Below are 18,466 nucleotides of genomic sequence, written 5' to 3' on the forward strand. Positions count from 1 at the left end.
TAGAATTATGAGTGAATTTGAAGAAGAATAAATTAAATATTTACCTAAAGAGAGTAACATAATATTTAACTTAACCTCATATAAATGAAAATATGAGGGAGGGGATAATGTGAGAGGTATTAATAAAAGAGAGATACCCATAGGAGTGATTGTTCTTTTATCTTTACTTATAATATTTATGTTTAGATTTATGAAGATTGCAGCAAGTAAAGACATGAGAGAGAATTTATCATATATACAACTTTTAAATGCAGGAATGCCTGTTGCAAAGGGAACATATTACGATGAGAATGCTTATTTAGAAAGTAATATTACATTAAAAAGTTTAGCCTTAGAAACTTTAAATATAAAGCCTCTAGATCCGATAGAGTTAGTAATGAATGAAGTTCCTTACTTTGGTGCAGTAAATAAAATAGCTTCAATTGATAAAGTTAATTATGTTTCTGCTGAAAAAGTATCTTCATTTGATTTAAATAAAGATAGTATAGATATAGTTTCTGAGGAAGAATCTAAGGAAAGTGCAGAATTAGAAGCTAGTAAAAATAGTGAAGTTTATGATCCAAGTTTAAAAAAGGAACTAGATCAGTCTAAGCCAGAGGTGCTTATTTATCATACTCATAATTCAGAGGGGTATAGTGAAGAGAGAACTTCAAATAATGAAGAACATAACGTAGTTGGAGTAGGAACTTTAGTCGCAAAAGAACTTGAAGAAAACTATGGTATATCAGTTATTCATGATAAAACAAATCACTCAGCTTCATATGAACAATCTTACAATAAATCTAGAGAGACAGTTAAAAAATATACTAACGAATATGATGATTTTAAGATGGTAATAGATATTCATAGAGATTCTGTTGGAGAGCATAACAAAAAGAATTTAACTGCCAATATAAATGGAGAAAATTTAGCTAAGGTTATGTTTGTTACAACTAGGAATAACCAATATTTTAATGATGCTGAATCCTTGGCCTATAGATTTATTAATAAAGCCAATGAGCTTTTTCCTGATATTTTAAGAAGACAGGAAACCTATAAGTATAATAGGGGACAAAATGCATTTAACCAAGATTTCAATAAGAATTCAATGCTTATTGAAGTTGGTGCAGAAGTAAATACTTCTAAAGAGGCTCAAGCTACAGCAAAGTATATAGCTAGATTAATAGCAGAAGAATTAAACAGAAAAAGTGAATAAAATAAAAGAATTTTGAACATCCTTATAGATAGTAATCTATGGGGGTGTTTTATTTTGAAAAAATTTATGACTATTGTAACTCTTGGCATAATAGTTTTTTCTATAATTTCTTGGGGGTTTATAGGTGTTAACATAGAAAATACAGAGGCATTTAATAATCAAAATTATGAATTAAGCGAAAAAGTGGATTATGATAGAATAAAAGAAGAAACAGGTATGGATTTAACTATATTTAGTGAAGATAATAGTCCAGTAAAAATATATGAAAATAAAGATGAGGTTTATTTAGTTTTTAAAGAACATACTTTAAACTTAAGTAAAGGCTTATTTGGCAACATACTAATTGGTACTTTTAACCTAGTAAATAAATTAATAAATGATATTAATCAATTTATAGGAAACTATATAATAATGTAAAGTAAAGTATATTGACAGTTTAATGGCACATTGTGATATAATGTAACTTGACTTATTCTACAATGTGGGGGTGAAAACTGTTCAAAAACTTTTTAAATAGTTTAGAGAGCAGGTTTAGATATGGATAAAAAGAAGTATATAAGAAACTTTTCAATCGTAGCTCATATAGATCATGGTAAATCAACATTAGCAGATAGACTTTTAGAGAAAACTGGAACATTAACTCAAAGGGAAATGGAACAGCAAGTATTAGATACTATGGAGCTTGAAAAAGAAAGAGGAATAACAATAAAGTCTCAAGCAGCAAGACTTATCTATAAGAGAGAGAACGGCGAAGAATATATATTAAATCTTATAGATACTCCAGGTCACGTAGACTTTACATATGAGGTTTCAAGAAGTTTAGCAGCCTGTGAAGGTGCTATTCTTGTAGTAGACGCTACTCAGGGGATACAAGCTCAAACTTTAGCAAACTGTTACTTAGCATTAGATAATGATTTAGAAATAGTACCTGTTATAAATAAGGTTGACTTAGCTAGTGCTAGACCAGATGAAATAAAGCAAGAAATAGAGGATGTTATTGGAATAGAAGCAGAGGATGCTCCTTTAGTGTCAGCTAAAACTGGATTAAACATAGAAGATGTTTTAGAAGAAATAGTTGAAAAAATTCCAGCACCAGAGGGTGATGAGAATGCTCCTCTTAAGGCTTTAATATTTGACTCATACTATGATAGTTACAAAGGAGTTGTATGTCATATAAGAGTTAAAGATGGTAAAGTTAAACCAGGAACAAAAATTAAACTAATGTCAACAGACAAGGTTTATGAAGTAGTTGAAACTGGAGTATTTACACCAGCTTTAATGCCTTTAAAAGAAGGATTAAGTGCAGGGGAAGTTGGATACATAACAGCTTCAATAAAGAATGTTAGAGATGCCAGAGTAGGTGATACTGTAACAGAGGCAGGTAGACCAACAGAGGAAGCATTACCAGGATATAAACCAGCTATACCAATGGTTTACTCAGGTATATACCCAGTTGATGGAGCTAAGTATGAAGAATTAAAAGAAGCATTAGAAAAGCTTCAAATAAATGATGCTGCATTATCATTTGAACCGGAAACATCAGTAGCTTTAGGATTTGGGTTTAGATGTGGATTCTTAGGATTATTACACATGGAAATAATTCAAGAGAGAGTTGAAAGAGAATTTAACTTAGATATAATTACAACTGCACCATCAGTTATATACAAAGTAACTAAGACAAATGGAGAATCTTTTGATTTAACAAACCCAACAAACCTTCCTCCAATGACAGAGATTGCATACATGGAAGAGCCTGTTGTTAAGGCTTCAATTATAACTCCAACTGATTACACTGGAGCTGTAATGGAATTATGCCAAGATAGAAGAGGTAAATTCATAGATATGCAATACTTAGAGGAAACAAGAGTTGTTATACATTATGAAATTCCATTAAATGAAATAGTATATGACTTCTTCGATACTCTTAAATCAAAAACAAGAGGATATGCTTCATTAGATTACGAATTAAAAGGATATGAGCAATCAAAACTTGTTAAGTTAGATATCTTATTAAATGGAGACAACGTAGATGCTTTATCTATGATAGTTCCAGAAGTTAAGGCTTATCAAAGAGGTAGAGCTATAGCTGAAAAACTTAAAGAAATAATTCCAAGACACATGTTTGAAGTTCCAATTCAAGCAGCTGTAGGTTCAAAAATTATAGCTAGAGAAACTGTTAAAGCTATGAGAAAAGACGTATTAGCTAAGTGTTATGGTGGAGATATTTCAAGAAAGAAAAAACTTCTTGAAAAACAAAAAGAAGGTAAGAAGAGAATGAGACAATTAGGAACAGTTGAAGTTCCTCAAGAAGCATTCATGTCAGTTTTAAAAGTTGACTAATTAAATTTCTTTATATAGAGGCAATGATGAATAGTATTAAGTATTCATCATTGCCTTTTGTTTTTAAACAATTAATAACAGTAATTAAATTTTTGATTATTCTTATAAATGTTTGTAAGTTATTTTTTCAGTATATACAAACATTTTGATAGCTCTTAATAAAAGATATTTATAAGTATGGGCATTTATTTAATTTTAAAAATTTAATATATATATATAATTTGCAAAGTAGTTAATCTTTTATGATTAGCTTATTTTTAGATATATTGAATTTAAATTTCTAAAATAAATATTTTTTATTTAGTCATTAAAAAGAAATATCCTCAATATATTTATAGTAAATTAATAAAAGTTATGTAGAGGAGAGGTATTCTTATGTTAAATGCTAATAAAAGAGATGTTAAAATTAAGTGCAGAAAGTTTAGAAATAATGGGAAGGCAACTGGTGTTATAAATAGAAAAAATGGAGATAATATTTCTATCAGTGTTAAAATTTCTGATTTAGATAAGTTTTTAGCTAAGCATGGAGATCATAGTGATTTAGAGATAAATTTAGAAGGTGAAGTAATAAACACTTCAATTATAGAAGTTCAAAGAGATTTATTAGTTCACAATGCTATAAATATAAATTTAAGAGAGATATAAAGCTAAAAATATTTTGAGTAAACTTATTTATATTTTAGTAAACTTATTTAAATAGCAATATTAATCTTAAAGGTTAATATTTTAGTTTTATCTAAAGGTATATATTTAATTTTGTGAAAGAATCATATAAAAGTCATGGGTTTATTCACTCATGACTTTTTTTATTGTAATATGAAAGAAAGACTCATAACTAATAATTTGTATTTAACTACAAAATTTATTTTATATTAGTTAAAAAGTTTATTTATTTTACATGGAGGTAAGTAACTATGGACAAAATTTCTTTATATATACACATTCCTTTTTGTGTACAAAAGTGCCTTTATTGTGATTTTCCTTCCTTTGCTAGGAAAGATCATTTAAGAAAGGCCTACATAGAAGCTTTAAATAAGGAAATAATAAGTTTAAGAGAGAAACATAATAATCTAGAAATAAACACGATATTTATTGGAGGGGGAACACCAAGTGTTTTAGAGGCTGATGAGTTAGAATGTTTATTAAAAGAAGTAGCTAAACTTAATATGGCAAAAGATATAGAGTACTCTATGGAGTGTAATCCAGGGAATTTAACAGAAGAAAAGCTAGAAGTCATGAAAAAGTATGGTGTAAATAGAATTAGTATGGGGCTTCAAGCTAAGCAGGATAATCTTCTTAAAGGACTGGGAAGAATACATAATTATAAAACCTTTAAAGAAAATTTTTTATTAGCTAAAAAGGTTGGTTTTAATAACATAAATGTTGATTTAATGTTTGGCTTACCAAATCAAAGATTAAATGAATGGGAAGAGACTTTAAGAGAGATAATATCTTTAGAGCCAGCACATATATCAGCATATAGTCTAATTATAGAAGAAGGAACTGCTTTTTATAATTTATATGAAAATGATAAGTTAAAGCTACCAACAGAAGAAGAAGAGAGAAAAATGTACCACCTAGCAAAGAAAATTTTAGAGGAAAATGGATTTAATCAATATGAGATCTCTAATTATGCTAAAGAGGGAAAAGAATGTAGACATAATTTAGCATATTGGAATATGGATAACTGGATAGGAGTAGGGTCAGCAGCTGCTTCTTATATTAATGGGAAAAGAATTAAAAACAAAAGTAGTGTTGAGGAATATATAAATTCTATCAATGAGAAGGGAGAAGCCGTAGAAGAAATAATAAATAATTCAAAAAATGATAATATGGAAGAATTTATGTTTATGGGGCTTAGAAAAATTAATGGAATAGATGAAAATGAATTTAAAAAGAGATTTAGTATGAATATAAATGATGTTTATGGAGAAATACTAAATAAGTATATAGATGAAGGGCTTTTAATAAGAGAATCAGGAAGGATATTTCTAAGTGAAAAAGGCATAGAAATATCTAATATAATAATGGCTGATTTTCTATTATAAAATTAAAAATAGGTTATTGTATAAATTGAAGCAAATAAAAGAAAAATAAAGATATTGAAGAATAAATAAGGTAAAAATCAAAATTTTCATTTGAAATGATAAAAAATGGAATTGACAAAAAACTTGGTAGGTAATATATTAATAGTGTACTAGTTAGCACTCGTTAAGAGTGAGTGCTAATAAAGAGGTGAGATTAGTGATAGATGATAGAAAGCTTCAAATATTAAGAGCTATAATTCAAGACTATATATCAACTGGAGAGCCCGTTGGTTCAAGAACTATCGCTAAAAAATATAATCTTGGAGTAAGTTCAGCTACCATAAGAAATGAAATGGCTGACTTAGAGGATATGGGATTTTTAGAACAGCCTCATACTTCGGCAGGAAGAATTCCATCAAGCAGAGGATATAGATTATATGTTGATAGAATGATTGAGTTCGAAAGATTATCCTCTGAAGAGGAAGGGCTTATTAGAAATTCAATAATAGATGGTACCTTGTATGAAGTTGATAAAATAATCAAACAAACTAGTGCTCTTCTATCGGAACTTACTAAAATGACTTGTATAGTAAAAGCGCCTTCAGTACATAAGAGCTTTGTAAAATCAATTCAACTTTTAAAAGTTGATGATGTAAGTATTTTATGTGTTTTAGTAACTGATAATGGTGTAATAAGAAATACAGTTATAAAAGTAAAGAGTGTTCCTATATCTGAAGAACTTATTAAAATTAGTAAGATAATAACTGAAAGGCTTAAAAACCTTACTATTGAGCAAATAAACTTAGAGGTTATTAGTAATCTCAATAGAGCTTTAAGCGGATATGAAGATATAGTAAATGCAGTTTTACCTGCTCTTTATGAGAGCTTAAAAGGTGATGAAACTTCTGAGGTATTCTTAGAAGGAACAATTAATATATTCAATTATCCTGAATATAATAATATTCATAAGGCAAAAGAGATTTTAGAGCTTTTACATGATAAAAAAAGTATTTCAGAACTTATAAGTGATAGTGATGATATGACTGTAAAAATAGGTGATGAAATATTTGTACCAGAAGCAAAGGAATGTTCCATAATATCAGCTGGATATCATGTAGGAGATAGATCTTTAGGTACAATAGCTTTAATAGGTCCTAGAAGAATAAATTATTCTAAAGTCTTATCAATCATGACTGAAGTTATGAAAGAGTTAAATGAAACTTTAAAGAATAAGTAAGTAAAAAAAGAGAAGAGGTGTGGCTGCTTTATGATGGATAATAAAGATTTTAACGAAGAGTTAAAGGAAAATATCCAAGAAGAATTAGATAACGAAACAAAAGCTGAAAATCCTAATATTGATGAAGAGGTAGAAGAAGTTTCAGAAGATATTAAGGCTGATGAAAAAGTTATTGATTTTGAAGAATTAAAGGCTTTAAAGGAAGAAAATACTATGTTTAAAAGTAAAACAAAGAAATTAGAAAATGAATTAGAGGCCTTAAAAGATAGATTATTAAGAATATCTGCAGAGTATGAAAACTACAGAAAAAGAACAGATAAAGAAAAAGAAAGAATATATACTGATGCATGTGAAGATGTTTTAATCAAAATGCTTCCAGTATTAGATAACTTAGAAAGAGCCTTAGCTGTAGATGGAACTGTTGAAGATCTTAAAAAAGGTGTTGAAATGACAGTAAGACAATTTGAGGATGCTTTAGAAAAGCTTCAAGTTGAAGAAATATCTACAGAAAATGGTTTTGATCCAGAATTACATCAAGCAATGATGGTTGTGGAACAAGAAGGCGCAGAGCCAAATCAAGTAGCTCAAGTATTCCAAAAAGGATACAAGAGAGGGGATAAGGTTATCAGACATTCAATGGTAACTGTAACTAAATAATTTAATTAGCATTTAACAGGTTTAAATTATAGATATTGTTAGAGGAGGAATTAACAATGAGTAAAATAATCGGTATAGATTTAGGAACAACAAATTCATGCGTAGCTGTTATGGAAGGTGGAGAACCAGTAGTTATCACTAACTCAGAAGGTGCTAGAACAACTCCATCAGTAGTTTCATTCCAAGCAAATGGAGAAAGATTAGTAGGTCAAGTTGCTAAAAGACAAGCAATAACAAATCCTGACAAAACAATAATGTCAATAAAAAGACACATGGGAACTGACTATAAAGTTAATATAGATGGAAAAGATTATACACCACAAGAAATATCAGCAATGATACTTCAAAAATTAAAAGCAGATGCAGAAGCTTACTTAGGAGAAAAAGTAACAGAAGCTGTTATCACAGTTCCAGCTTACTTCAATGATGCTGAAAGACAAGCAACTAAGGATGCTGGTAGAATAGCTGGTTTAGATGTTAAGAGAATAATCAACGAACCAACAGCGGCATCATTAGCTTATGGATTAGATAAAATGGATAGTGCTCACAAAATCTTAGTATATGACCTAGGTGGTGGTACTTTCGACGTATCTATCTTAGATTTAGGAGATGGAGTATTTGAAGTTGTATCAACAAATGGAGATGCTAGATTAGGTGGAGATGACTTCGACCAAAGAATTATAGATTATATAGCAGAAGACTTTAAAGCTCAAAACGGAATTGATTTAAGACAAGATAAAATGGCTCTTCAAAGATTAAAAGAAGCTGCTGAAAAAGCTAAAATTGAGTTATCATCATCAACTCAAACATTAATTAACTTACCATTTATAACTGCTGATGCAACTGGTCCAAAACACATAGATATGACATTAACAAGAGCTAAATTCAATGAATTAACTCATGACTTAGTTGAAAGAACAATCAACATAATGAAAGAAGCCTTAAAATCAGGTAATGTTTCATTAAATGATATAGATAAAGTAATCTTAGTTGGTGGATCAACAAGAATACCAGCAGTTCAAGAAGCTGTTAAAAACTTCACTGGAAAAGAACCTTCAAAAGGAGTTAACCCAGATGAGTGCGTAGCAATGGGTGCTGCTATCCAAGCTGGTGTATTAACTGGTGATGTTAAAGACGTATTATTATTAGATGTTACTCCATTAACATTAGGAATCGAAACTTTAGGAGGAGTTGCAACTCCATTAATCGAAAGAAATACAACTATCCCTGCGAGAAAGAGCCAAATATTCTCAACTGCAGCAGATAACCAAACTTCAGTTGAAATTCACGTAGTACAAGGTGAAAGACAAATGGCAGCTGATAACAAAACTTTAGGTAGATTTACTCTATCAGGAATTGCTCCAGCTCCAAGAGGAATCCCTCAAATAGAAGTTGCTTTCGATATAGATGCTAACGGTATAGTTAAAGTTTCAGCAACTGATAAAGCTACTGGAAAAGAAGCTAACATTACAATCACAGCTTCAACTAACTTAAGCGATGCTGAAATAGATAAGGCTGTAAAAGAAGCAGAACAATTTGCTGAAGAAGATAAGAAGAGAAAAGAAGCTATAGAAGTTAAAAACAATGCTGAGCAAACTGTTTACCAAACAGAAAAAACTTTAAATGAACTTGGAGATAAAGTTTCAGCTGAAGAAAAAGCAGAAATAGAAGCTAAAATCGAAGAAGTTAAAAAAGTTAAAGATGGTGACGATATAGAAGCTATCAAGAAAGCTATGGAAGATTTAACTCAAGCATTCTACAAAGTATCAGAAAAATTATACCAACAAAATGGTGGAGCACAAGGTCAAGGATTCGATCCAAACAACATGGGTGGAGCTAATGCTGGAGCAGGTGCTACAAACAACAACGATGACAATGTTGTAGACGCTGATTTCGAAGTTCAAGATGATAAATAATAATTAAAACTATCACAAGACTTAAAGCTTTGATATAATATAAAAAGAATTAATAGAGGGAAGGCTCAATAGTCTTCCCTTTTTATAAGTAAACTTATAGGTGGTGAATAACAGTGGCTAAAAGAGATTACTATGAAGTGCTTGGGCTTCAAAAAGGTGCCTCAGATGATGAGATAAAAAGAGCTTTTAGAAAAATGGCTATGAAATATCACCCGGATAGAAATCCAGGAGATAAGGAAGCGGAAGAAAACTTTAAAGAAGTAAATGAAGCATATGATGTTTTAAAAGACCCTGATAAAAAAGCTAAATATGATCAATTTGGTCATGCTGCTTTCGATGGAAGCGGTGGCTTCGGTGGTGGCGGATTTGGTGGCTTTGATGCTGGTGGATTCGACTTCTCAGAAATGGGTGGATTTGGAGATATTTTTGAATCATTCTTTGGTGGCGGATTTGGTGGCGAATCATCTAGAAGAAGAAATGCTCCACAAAGAGGTGCTGATTTAGAATATAGATTAAATATAACATTTGAAGAAGCTGTATTTGGATGTGAAAAAGAAATATCTATAACTAGAACTGAAAATTGTGAAACTTGTCATGGTACAGGGGCTAAAGAAGGTACATCTCCTAAGACTTGTCCAAAATGTAACGGTTCAGGTCAAATAAGAGTTCAAAGACAAACTCCTTTAGGAAGCTTTGTATCTACAACAACTTGTGATCAATGTGGTGGAACAGGTAAAGTAATTGAAGATCCATGTCCAGATTGTAAGGGAAAAGGAACTGTTAGAAAGAATAGAAAGATAACAGTTAAGATACCAGCAGGTGTAGATACTGGAAATATAATACCTTTAAGAGGACAAGGTGAGCAAGGTGCTAATAATGGACCTGCAGGAGATTTATATATAAGAGTAAATGTTGCTCCATCTAAGATATTTAGAAGAGAAGGTTCAGATATTTACTATGATTACAAGATAAGCATGGCTAAGGCTGCATTAGGAGCAGAAATAACTGTTCCAACTGTAGATGGAAATGTTAAATATAAGGTTCCAGCAGGTACTCAACCAGGAACTAAGTTTAGATTAAAAGGAAAAGGTGTTCCTCACGTTAATGGTGGAGGAAGAGGAAACCAATACGTTCATATGGTAGTAGAGGTTCCAAAACATCTAAATAAAGAGCAAGAAGAAGCATTAAAAGCCTTTATGAAGGCATCTGGGGAATCAGTTGATGATATAGATGAAAAAGATGAAGGATTCTTCTCAAAATTTAAAAAGAAAAAATAGTGAATTTTAAATACTCTAGTTAGAAATAACTAGGGTATTTTTTTGTTATTTTAAGATTATTTAAAATAAATATAAGTTAAATATTTACAAGATTATGTACTAATGTTATAATACACTCAGACGAAGTGTATTAGTTGAATAATACATAAATGCATTCCATGCTAATTATTAAAATTTTAGGGGTGAAAATATGATAGAAGTTATTGATATTAGTAAAAGTTTTAGAAGAAAAAATGTTTTAGATGGAATTTCTTTTAAGTTAAATAAGGGAGAAATTACTGCGTTATTGGGAATAAATGGAGTGGGAAAATCCACAACTTTAAAAATTATTATGGGACTTATTAAACAAGATAAAGGAAAAGTTTTAGTTGATGGGAAGGAATTAACTTATGATAATTTAGATAAATTAGCGTTTATTCCAGATATTAAAAATACTTTTAGAGGAATGAGAATAAGGGAAAGTTTTGAGTATATGGAATGCTTTTATAATAATTGGAATAAGAAAAAAGCTTATGAAATGCTTGAAGGATTTGAACTTAATAAAGAAGATAAATTAGATAAGTTATCAAAAGGAAATTTAGCAAAGGTAAAAATAATATTAGGCTTTGCTCAGGAGGCAGAATATATTCTTATGGATGAGCCTTTTTCTGGAATTGATATTTTTACTAGAGAAGATATTTTAGAGTCATTAATAAATTATATTAATGAAGATAATGGAATTCTTATAACTACTCACGAGATTGCAGAAATAGAAGGGGTTGCAGATAGAGTACTACTTATTAATGAAGGGGCTATAAAAGCAGACTTTTATGTTGAAGATATGAAATGTGATGAGCAGCTTTCATTAATTGATAAGATGAGGGAGGTGTTTTTAGATGAGTAAGAAAAACAAATTTCTTTCCTTGCTTCAGTATGAGGCTTCTAGAAATTTTATTATTATACTTTTAAATTCTTTAATTACAATGATGTTTACTATATTTATTTATTGTAGAAATATTTTCTCGTTTGCGGATGGAGTTACTTGGAAGATAGCTCCGGAAGAATTTATAAATGAAATTGCATTGAGAAATTTAGGAATTAATAATGAAACCACATACACTTTCTTTTTAGAATTTTTATTAGTATTTATATTTTCAATTTTTATCTGGGCTAGAGAATTTTATTTTGAGCATAAAACAAGTTATAGAACTCTAAGCTTACCAGTAAAAAGATTCAATTTTATTTTAAGCAAAAGCTTAGTTGTATGGCTTTTCTTTGCAATGTTTTTATTAGGACAATTTTTCTCAATAATTATAAATTGGTTTATATTAAGAGTAAAAGTTGGAAGTAGTGTTAATATAGGAATTAACTATTTAAGTAAGGCCCTTTTTGACAATATTAGCTACGAATTTATTTCAATGGATATAGCCAATTTAATAGTTATGTTTATTATTATATTTGCAATAAGTTTAGTTGGGGCATTAGTTGTATTTTTAAAGCAAAGTTTTGGAGTAAGAGGAATAATACTTTGGATTTTATATGTAGCATTTTCAATATGGATATTCTTATATATACCAGTATTTAAATTGCATTTTTTTGCAATAGAATTTCTTTTATTATATACAATAGGGCTTTTAATTTACATTGGAATTACATTTTGGATAAATAATTACTTAATAAATAAAAAGGTAAATGTTTAGAAAGGAGGATGATTAGTATGAATAAGAGGTTTTCAAATATAATTTTTATTAGTGCTTTAGCTGTACTTGCTATAATTTTAGGAATTAATATAATAAATGGATTTAGAAGTATAGAGATTAAAGATATATATGGAAATAGATCTGAGTTGGGAGATATTGATGTTTCTGTGAAAAAAAATTTAGGAAGTTTCTTTTTAAAAAATTATAATGTTGGAGCTAATTCAATAACTTCTAACACAATGTTTGTAGATGAAGATGAACAGGGAATAGATGTTTACAAAAATAAAGATGCTTTAAGAGGAATTTTTATTAGTGATGCTAATTCTTATGATGGAAAAGATTTTCTAGCCATTGTTAACACTAAGTATGGCACAAATATATTAGAACTTTTACTTAAGGATAAAACAACTGGGGAAATAAAAAAAGCATCAGTTAGGAATGATGGAGGATCACAGATTTTAGCCGTTTATGCAGAGAAAGATAAAATAAAAATTCTAATGCCTGAAAGTGAAGAAGAACCATGTTCTCTAGTTGTAAAGGAGTATAATTTTGAGACAAAAGGTTTTAATGAAGTTGAAAAGTTTGGTTCTTATTGTGAAAAAGTAGGTTTAGAATATAAAGACGGAAATGATTTTTATATTGAAAAAATAGTTAGAAATTATAATGAAGAGAAACAAGTTGAAGAAATTAATGATTTAAATATATATAAGATTAATTTAAAAGAAAACACATTTAAGGATTATAATGTAAAAAAAATATTAGAAGAAAATAAAATTGATTTAACTGGAAAAATTTTAGAGTCAGCAGAATGTGATGGAAACTTAATTTATGTAAAAATATCAGATTTAGATGAGTGGGAGAAATTAGCTAAAGATGAAAATAAAATTATGAAATATAATGGCATAAAATCAGACATTCCTAAGGTGTATTCATTAGCTACTATTAACATAAATGATCTTAAAGTTAATTATTATAAGGATATTATAGATGAAAATAAGATAGAAAAATATACAGGTAGGATAACTAAACCTATAAACTTAAGAATTTTTAATAATAAGTTGTATTTTGCATCATCTACGGAAAATAGCAGTCTATTAGTGATTGGAGTTGCAAATCTAAAAAATAGTGACTTAGTTTATTTAGGTGAAATTAATAATGTTAGGCTGAATGGTTTCTATGATGAAAAGTAAGATGAAATGGGGTGAAAAGATGCTTGAAGTTAAAGGAATAAAAAAGAAATTTAGAAGAAAAGAAGTTTTAAATAATGTTTCTTTTTATGGTAAGAAGGGAGAAATAACAGCTCTTCTTGGGATAAATGGGGTTGGAAAATCAACATTATTAAAAATAATTATGGGACTTATTAAAGAAGATGATGGAGAAGTTCTTTTTGATGGTGAGAAGAGAACTTATAAAACTTATGAAAAAATAGCTTTTGTACCAGATGTTATTAATACTTATGGCGGAATGAAAATAAAAGATGCTTTTGAATATATGAGTGTAATGTATGAAAGATGGGATATGAATAAAGCTTATGAAATGCTTAAGGATTTTAAGCTTAATGAAGAAGACAAAATAAATAATCTTTCTAAAGGGAACATAGCTAGAGTCAAAATAATTTTAGGGTTTGCAAGAAATCCAGATTATTTGTTATTAGATGAGCCTTTTTCAGGTATAGATATATTTACTAGAGAAAAGTTTATAGCATCACTTGTTTCATACATGAATGAAGATATAGGGATTATATTAACCACACATGAAATAAAAGAGATAGAAAATGTAGTGGATAAGGTAGTGTTTTTAAGTAATGGAAAAGTCAAAAGTGAATTCTATGTGGAGGATATTAGAGAAAAAGGTTTATCTTTAGTTGATAAAATAAGGGAGGTGCACAAAGATGGTAAAAAGTAATTTAAAAAGATTTTCTTATCTTTTAAATTCTCAGATAATAAGAGACTTTAAAATAACCTTAGGAACAGCTATAGGATTAATGATTTTAAATATATTTTGGTTTATTCACGTTTTAAATGGATTTTTAGAAGGATATCTTGAAAATTTAAAATATCAAAAAGAAATATTAAATGGAGGAGTAAATACATTTACATCCTTTAATATTAATCATAATAGAATGTCAATATCTTTTATATTACTATTATTATTATGTTTTTGTTTATATTGTTGTTATTTATGGTTTGGTGAGTTTTGGGGAGAGAATAAGACTTCATACACCCTTTTAAATTTGCCTATTTCTCAAAAGTTTATTATTTTATATAAACTTCTAGCAGCATTTTTCTTTTATATAGCATTAGTATTTTTTCAAATATTAGGAATTGTTATAGAATACTTTATTTTTAATGCTAGATTTCCAAAGGAATTTTTAAAATATGAAAGTTTTAAAGAACTAATAATATATTCAAAATTTAATTTTAGTTATATTATTCCAGATTATTACTTAAATATAATTTGGCTTATTATTAGCTTAATAGCACTAGTTTTAGTTATTTTCTTATTTTCGCTTTTGACAAGAAGTTTCGGAATAAAGGGAGGAATATTAGGCGCTATAATAGGATGTTCTTTAATATTTGTTTATTATATACTTCCAAGTATTATAAAATTATACTCCGTTGAAAGATTCTTTTGGATGATAGGAATAAGTATAGTTTATATAATTATCGGATGGTTTGGGTCTAATTATTTATTAAAAAATAAGGTTCATGTTTAGAGGAGGTGAGTATATGAAAAAGAAAATGCCATTAATTTGCACTATAATATTTCTGTTGGGAATTTTTGTTTGGTCAGGTATAACTATAAAGGCTAATGAAAGTAATATTAAATTTTCTAATTTATACGGAGAAAGAAGTGAATTAGAGAATGTTCAGTTTAATTTAGCAAAAACTAAAGGAATAATGATGGAAGACCTTATAATTAATAGCAGAGAGATAAAATCTGAAACTTCATTTTCTGAAAGTGGATTTGATAGTATATATTCAGGATTTGATGTATTAGATGATAAAAAGTTCTTTAGAGGTCTATTTATTACATCTGAAACTTTTTATGAAGATAAGGATATTAAGGTAGATGTTACAAATAAAGCTTATGAAAATAATCCATATTTTAAAGTTAGAATTAAGTATAAGGAAACTAATACTTATGAAAATTTTGAGGTTGCAAGTAAGTTTAATATAAGTCAAGAATACAATATAATAGGAATTTCTTATGAAAATGATAAAATAAATATTTTATTTACTAAAAATAACAATGAAGATTTAATAATATTTGGAGAGATCAATGTAAAAACTAAAAGCTTCAATATTTCAGAACCTATAGATTTAAATAAAGAATTTAATATAGAGAGTCCATATTTATTTTCTAGTAAGGGTAGAAGCTACAATGGTAAAGTTTATTTTGATATATTTGAAGATGATGAGGAAGTCAATAATAAAAAGGATGGAAATACTATTTTAAATGGTTTATTAGAAATAAATATTAATACTAAAAAAATTAATTTATATAAGCCAGATGAAAAAATAAATAATGAAATTAAAGAAATATATAAAGATGGGCATAAAGGACAATCATATATTCAAGGAGATAATATTTATTTTTCTTTTTATGATAAAGAGGAAAAGAATATATCAATATTAGCTTTTAATTTTAATACTAAAGAGTTTACTTTTTATAGGGACCTTATAGAAAAATATAGATTTGAAAGATATGGCGTTAATTTTGATGACATAGGAGGAATTCTTATAAAAGGAAATAAAGTATTTTTAGATTTAACTAATTTTAATGAGGAAGAATTAGTTTATTATAATGGATATATCAGTGTTGTAGATATAAATAGCAAAAATCCACTTTATATAGGAGAATATAATGATGGAAGATTAAGAAGTATTAGCTTGATGGGAGGTAAGTAAAATGTTTTTTGAAGTAAATGATAGGGAACCAATTTATCTCCAAATAATAAGACATATAAAACAATCTTTAGTTATTGGAAATTTAAAGCCAGGGGATCATATACCATCAAGAAGGGAGCTTGCAGAAATGTTAAAAGTAAATCCTAATACAGTTCAAAGAGCATATAGAGATATGGAGACTATGGGACTTATAGAAACAATAAGGAATAAACCAAGTACTATAACAGAAGATGAAGAAATACTAAAAAACATAAGAAAAGAGCTTGTAGAGGATGCATTAGATGGATTTATAGAAAGTATGAAAGCTATAAAATTAACTAAGGAAGAAGTTTTAGAAATTATTAGAGAGAGATATTAAATAACTAAATGTAAGAAGCTATATAAATTTTAAACAATTTATATAGTTTCTAATTTTATTAATATATTTGAAATTATAGTCAATATTTTAGTTTTGTTTACAATAAAAGTGTTTTGAAAGTTTTAGCTTGTTGAAATTAAAAGATTAAGATAAAAGGGTGAGTTTGGTGTGGAAGAAGATTATTAATGTATTGTTTTTTGTAAGTTTTATATTCTATATTTCATTTTTATTATGGAATATACTTTTTAAATATGTTTCTCCTATTGAGTTATTCAGCAGTGAAAGAGAATTTTATAGAAGTTTAAACTTAATTCCTTTTAATGATATTATGGAGGGGAATTATAATCAACTTGATGTTATAGGAAATGTTATTTTGTTTATACCTTTAGGAATTTATGTATATATGTTTTTAAAGAAACTTAAATGGTATGAAAATATAGTGATAATAGCATTAATATCTTTAGCTTTTGAAGTAAGTCAATATATATTTGCTATAGGAGCAAGTGATATAACAGATATAATAACTAATACTGTTGGCGGTAGTATTGGAATAGGAATATACTTAATAATTAAAAAGATTTTTAGAGAAGATATGAAAGTAAAGAGCTTTGTATCTATTTGTAGTACATTAGTTATGATTCCTGTTGCTTTTATTATAGTAATGATTTTTATTTATAATTAAATATTTAGAGGAATTAAATAAGATTAAGTTTAAAGGTTATGTCAATAATAGACTATAGCCTTTATTTTTTTTATGTGTGATAATAAAAATAATGATAAGAAGTTTATCTTAGAAATTTTAATAAAGCATATGAAACATAATAATGCTTATAAGCTAGACAGATACTACACTAAAGTGTAAAATAAATTATTAGTCAAAGTAGCATAAGAAAGGATTGATACATAAATGGAAGGAACTTGGATTGAAGTTAGAGTAATAACTAAAAGTGAGGCATTAGAACCTATATCAGGAATATTTTACGGATTAGACTGTAAGGGTGTTGCTATAGAGGATCCAAATGATATATTAGGAAGAGAACAAGGACCTTTAACTTGGGATTTTGCAGATATAAACATATTAGAACATAAGGGGAAGGTTGCTGTTGTTAAAGGTTATTTCTCAGAAGAGGATAACATTGATGACGTAATAGCTTATGTTAAGGAAAGAGTAGAAGAGTTAAAAGAGTCAGGATTAGATGTTGGTGAAGGAACAGTTGAAGCAGAAAAAATGTTTGAAGAAGACTGGGCTAATAACTGGAAGAAATACTATAAACCAATAAAGATTGGAGAAAAAATAGTTATAAAACCAATATGGGAAGAGTATGAACCTACTGGAGAAGAAATGGTAGTAGAATTAGACCCAGGTATGGCTTTCGGTACTGGTGACCATGAAACTACAAGAATGTGTGTTCAAGCTTTAGACAAATATGTTAAGGCTGATACTACTGTATTTGATATTGGAACAGGTTCAGGAATACTTGCTTTAGTTGCTTCTAAACTTGGTGCAAAACATGTTATAGGAGTTGATTTAGATCCAGTTGCTGTAGATTCAGCTAAGGAAAATATATCATTTAACAATGTTGATAATATAGAAGTATTATACGGAAATCTTTTAGATGTTGTAGATGGAAAAGCTGATATAGTTGTTGCAAATATAATAGCTGAAATAATCTGCATACTAGTTGATGATGTTAAAAAAGCATTAAATAAAGATGGGATTTTCATAACTTCAGGTATAATACATGAGAGAAGACAAATGGTTATAGATAAATTAGAACAAGAAGGTTTTGAAGTTATGGAAGTTAACAAAGATGGAGAATGGAACTGTATTGTTGCTAAGTTAAAATAATTTAGTAAGGGAGTATAAAA

General features: G+C 28.3%; 18 protein-coding genes. All 18 read left to right on the top strand.

Going from position 1 to position 18,466, the window contains the following annotated elements; translation table 11 throughout:
• Positions 1-109 precede the first annotated feature (109 nt).
• Positions 110-1,195 carry a stage II sporulation protein P gene (locus tag QP548_RS00715; RefSeq protein ID WP_061429001.1) on the top strand — a complete coding sequence of 362 codons (1,086 nt, stop codon included), beginning with the start codon at positions 110-112 and terminating at the stop codon, positions 1,193-1,195.
• A gap of 54 nt (positions 1,196-1,249) precedes the next feature.
• Positions 1,250-1,612: a hypothetical protein gene (locus QP548_RS00720; protein ID WP_061429000.1), complete on the top strand. Its 363-nt coding sequence runs from the start codon at positions 1,250-1,252 to the stop codon at positions 1,610-1,612.
• 120 nt (positions 1,613-1,732) lie between these two features.
• Positions 1,733-3,535, top strand: coding sequence for a translation elongation factor 4 (gene lepA, locus QP548_RS00725; RefSeq protein ID WP_061428999.1), 1,803 nt, complete (start codon positions 1,733-1,735; stop codon positions 3,533-3,535).
• Positions 3,536-3,910: 375 nt separating this feature from the next.
• The gene (locus QP548_RS00730; RefSeq protein ID WP_003455177.1) at positions 3,911-4,180 is read left to right on the top strand and encodes a hypothetical protein; all 270 of its coding nucleotides are present in this window, start codon (positions 3,911-3,913) and stop codon (positions 4,178-4,180) included.
• Between the two features lie 269 nt (positions 4,181-4,449).
• Positions 4,450-5,583, top strand: a complete 1,134-nt coding sequence (hemW, locus tag QP548_RS00735) for a radical SAM family heme chaperone HemW (protein WP_061428998.1) — start codon at positions 4,450-4,452, stop codon at positions 5,581-5,583.
• Between the two features lie 196 nt (positions 5,584-5,779).
• Entirely contained in the window at positions 5,780-6,799 is a 1,020-nt protein-coding gene (hrcA, locus tag QP548_RS00740; RefSeq protein ID WP_003461790.1) for a heat-inducible transcriptional repressor HrcA, read from the top strand.
• A 30-nt stretch (positions 6,800-6,829) separates the two neighbouring features.
• Positions 6,830-7,456, top strand: coding sequence for a nucleotide exchange factor GrpE (gene grpE / locus QP548_RS00745; RefSeq protein WP_060795900.1), 627 nt, complete (start codon positions 6,830-6,832; stop codon positions 7,454-7,456).
• A gap of 56 nt (positions 7,457-7,512) precedes the next feature.
• Positions 7,513-9,372: a molecular chaperone DnaK gene (dnaK, locus tag QP548_RS00750; RefSeq protein ID WP_061428997.1), complete on the top strand. Its 1,860-nt coding sequence runs from the start codon at positions 7,513-7,515 to the stop codon at positions 9,370-9,372.
• A 113-nt stretch (positions 9,373-9,485) separates the two neighbouring features.
• Complete coding sequence (gene dnaJ, locus QP548_RS00755) at positions 9,486-10,649, top strand: molecular chaperone DnaJ (RefSeq protein WP_061428996.1); 1,164 nt, start codon at positions 9,486-9,488, stop codon at positions 10,647-10,649.
• 190 nt (positions 10,650-10,839) lie between these two features.
• Positions 10,840-11,532, top strand: a complete 693-nt coding sequence (locus QP548_RS00760; protein ID WP_057231897.1) for an ABC transporter ATP-binding protein — start codon at positions 10,840-10,842, stop codon at positions 11,530-11,532.
• The gene (locus tag QP548_RS00765) at positions 11,525-12,328 is read left to right on the top strand and encodes an ABC transporter permease (protein WP_061428995.1); all 804 of its coding nucleotides are present in this window, start codon (positions 11,525-11,527) and stop codon (positions 12,326-12,328) included. Before QP548_RS00760 ends, QP548_RS00765 begins: the two co-directional genes overlap by 8 nt.
• A gap of 17 nt (positions 12,329-12,345) precedes the next feature.
• Positions 12,346-13,518 carry a hypothetical protein gene (locus tag QP548_RS00770; RefSeq protein ID WP_061428994.1) on the top strand — a complete coding sequence of 391 codons (1,173 nt, stop codon included), beginning with the start codon at positions 12,346-12,348 and terminating at the stop codon, positions 13,516-13,518.
• Positions 13,505-14,233, top strand: coding sequence for an ABC transporter ATP-binding protein (locus QP548_RS00775; RefSeq protein ID WP_338012345.1), 729 nt, complete (start codon positions 13,505-13,507; stop codon positions 14,231-14,233). The genes QP548_RS00770 and QP548_RS00775 overlap by 14 nt, the downstream gene beginning before the upstream one ends.
• The gene (locus tag QP548_RS00780) at positions 14,220-15,044 is read left to right on the top strand and encodes a hypothetical protein (protein ID WP_061428993.1); all 825 of its coding nucleotides are present in this window, start codon (positions 14,220-14,222) and stop codon (positions 15,042-15,044) included. Before QP548_RS00775 ends, QP548_RS00780 begins: the two co-directional genes overlap by 14 nt.
• A gap of 13 nt (positions 15,045-15,057) precedes the next feature.
• Complete coding sequence (locus tag QP548_RS00785) at positions 15,058-16,239, top strand: hypothetical protein (protein WP_061428992.1); 1,182 nt, start codon at positions 15,058-15,060, stop codon at positions 16,237-16,239.
• A gap of 1 nt (position 16,240) precedes the next feature.
• Complete coding sequence (locus tag QP548_RS00790; RefSeq protein WP_003451353.1) at positions 16,241-16,597, top strand: GntR family transcriptional regulator; 357 nt, start codon at positions 16,241-16,243, stop codon at positions 16,595-16,597.
• 166 nt (positions 16,598-16,763) lie between these two features.
• A complete protein-coding gene (locus QP548_RS00795) occupies positions 16,764-17,279 on the top strand; it encodes a VanZ family protein (protein ID WP_061428991.1) in 516 nt (171 codons plus the stop codon).
• 225 nt (positions 17,280-17,504) lie between these two features.
• Positions 17,505-18,446, top strand: a complete 942-nt coding sequence (gene prmA / locus QP548_RS00800; protein ID WP_003470658.1) for a 50S ribosomal protein L11 methyltransferase — start codon at positions 17,505-17,507, stop codon at positions 18,444-18,446.
• Positions 18,447-18,466 lie beyond the last annotated feature (20 nt).

Origin of the sequence: Clostridium sp. UMB9555A, from assembly GCF_030222355.1 — a bacterium.
Taxonomy (GTDB): Bacteria; Bacillota; Clostridia; order Clostridiales; family Clostridiaceae; genus Sarcina; species Sarcina perfringens.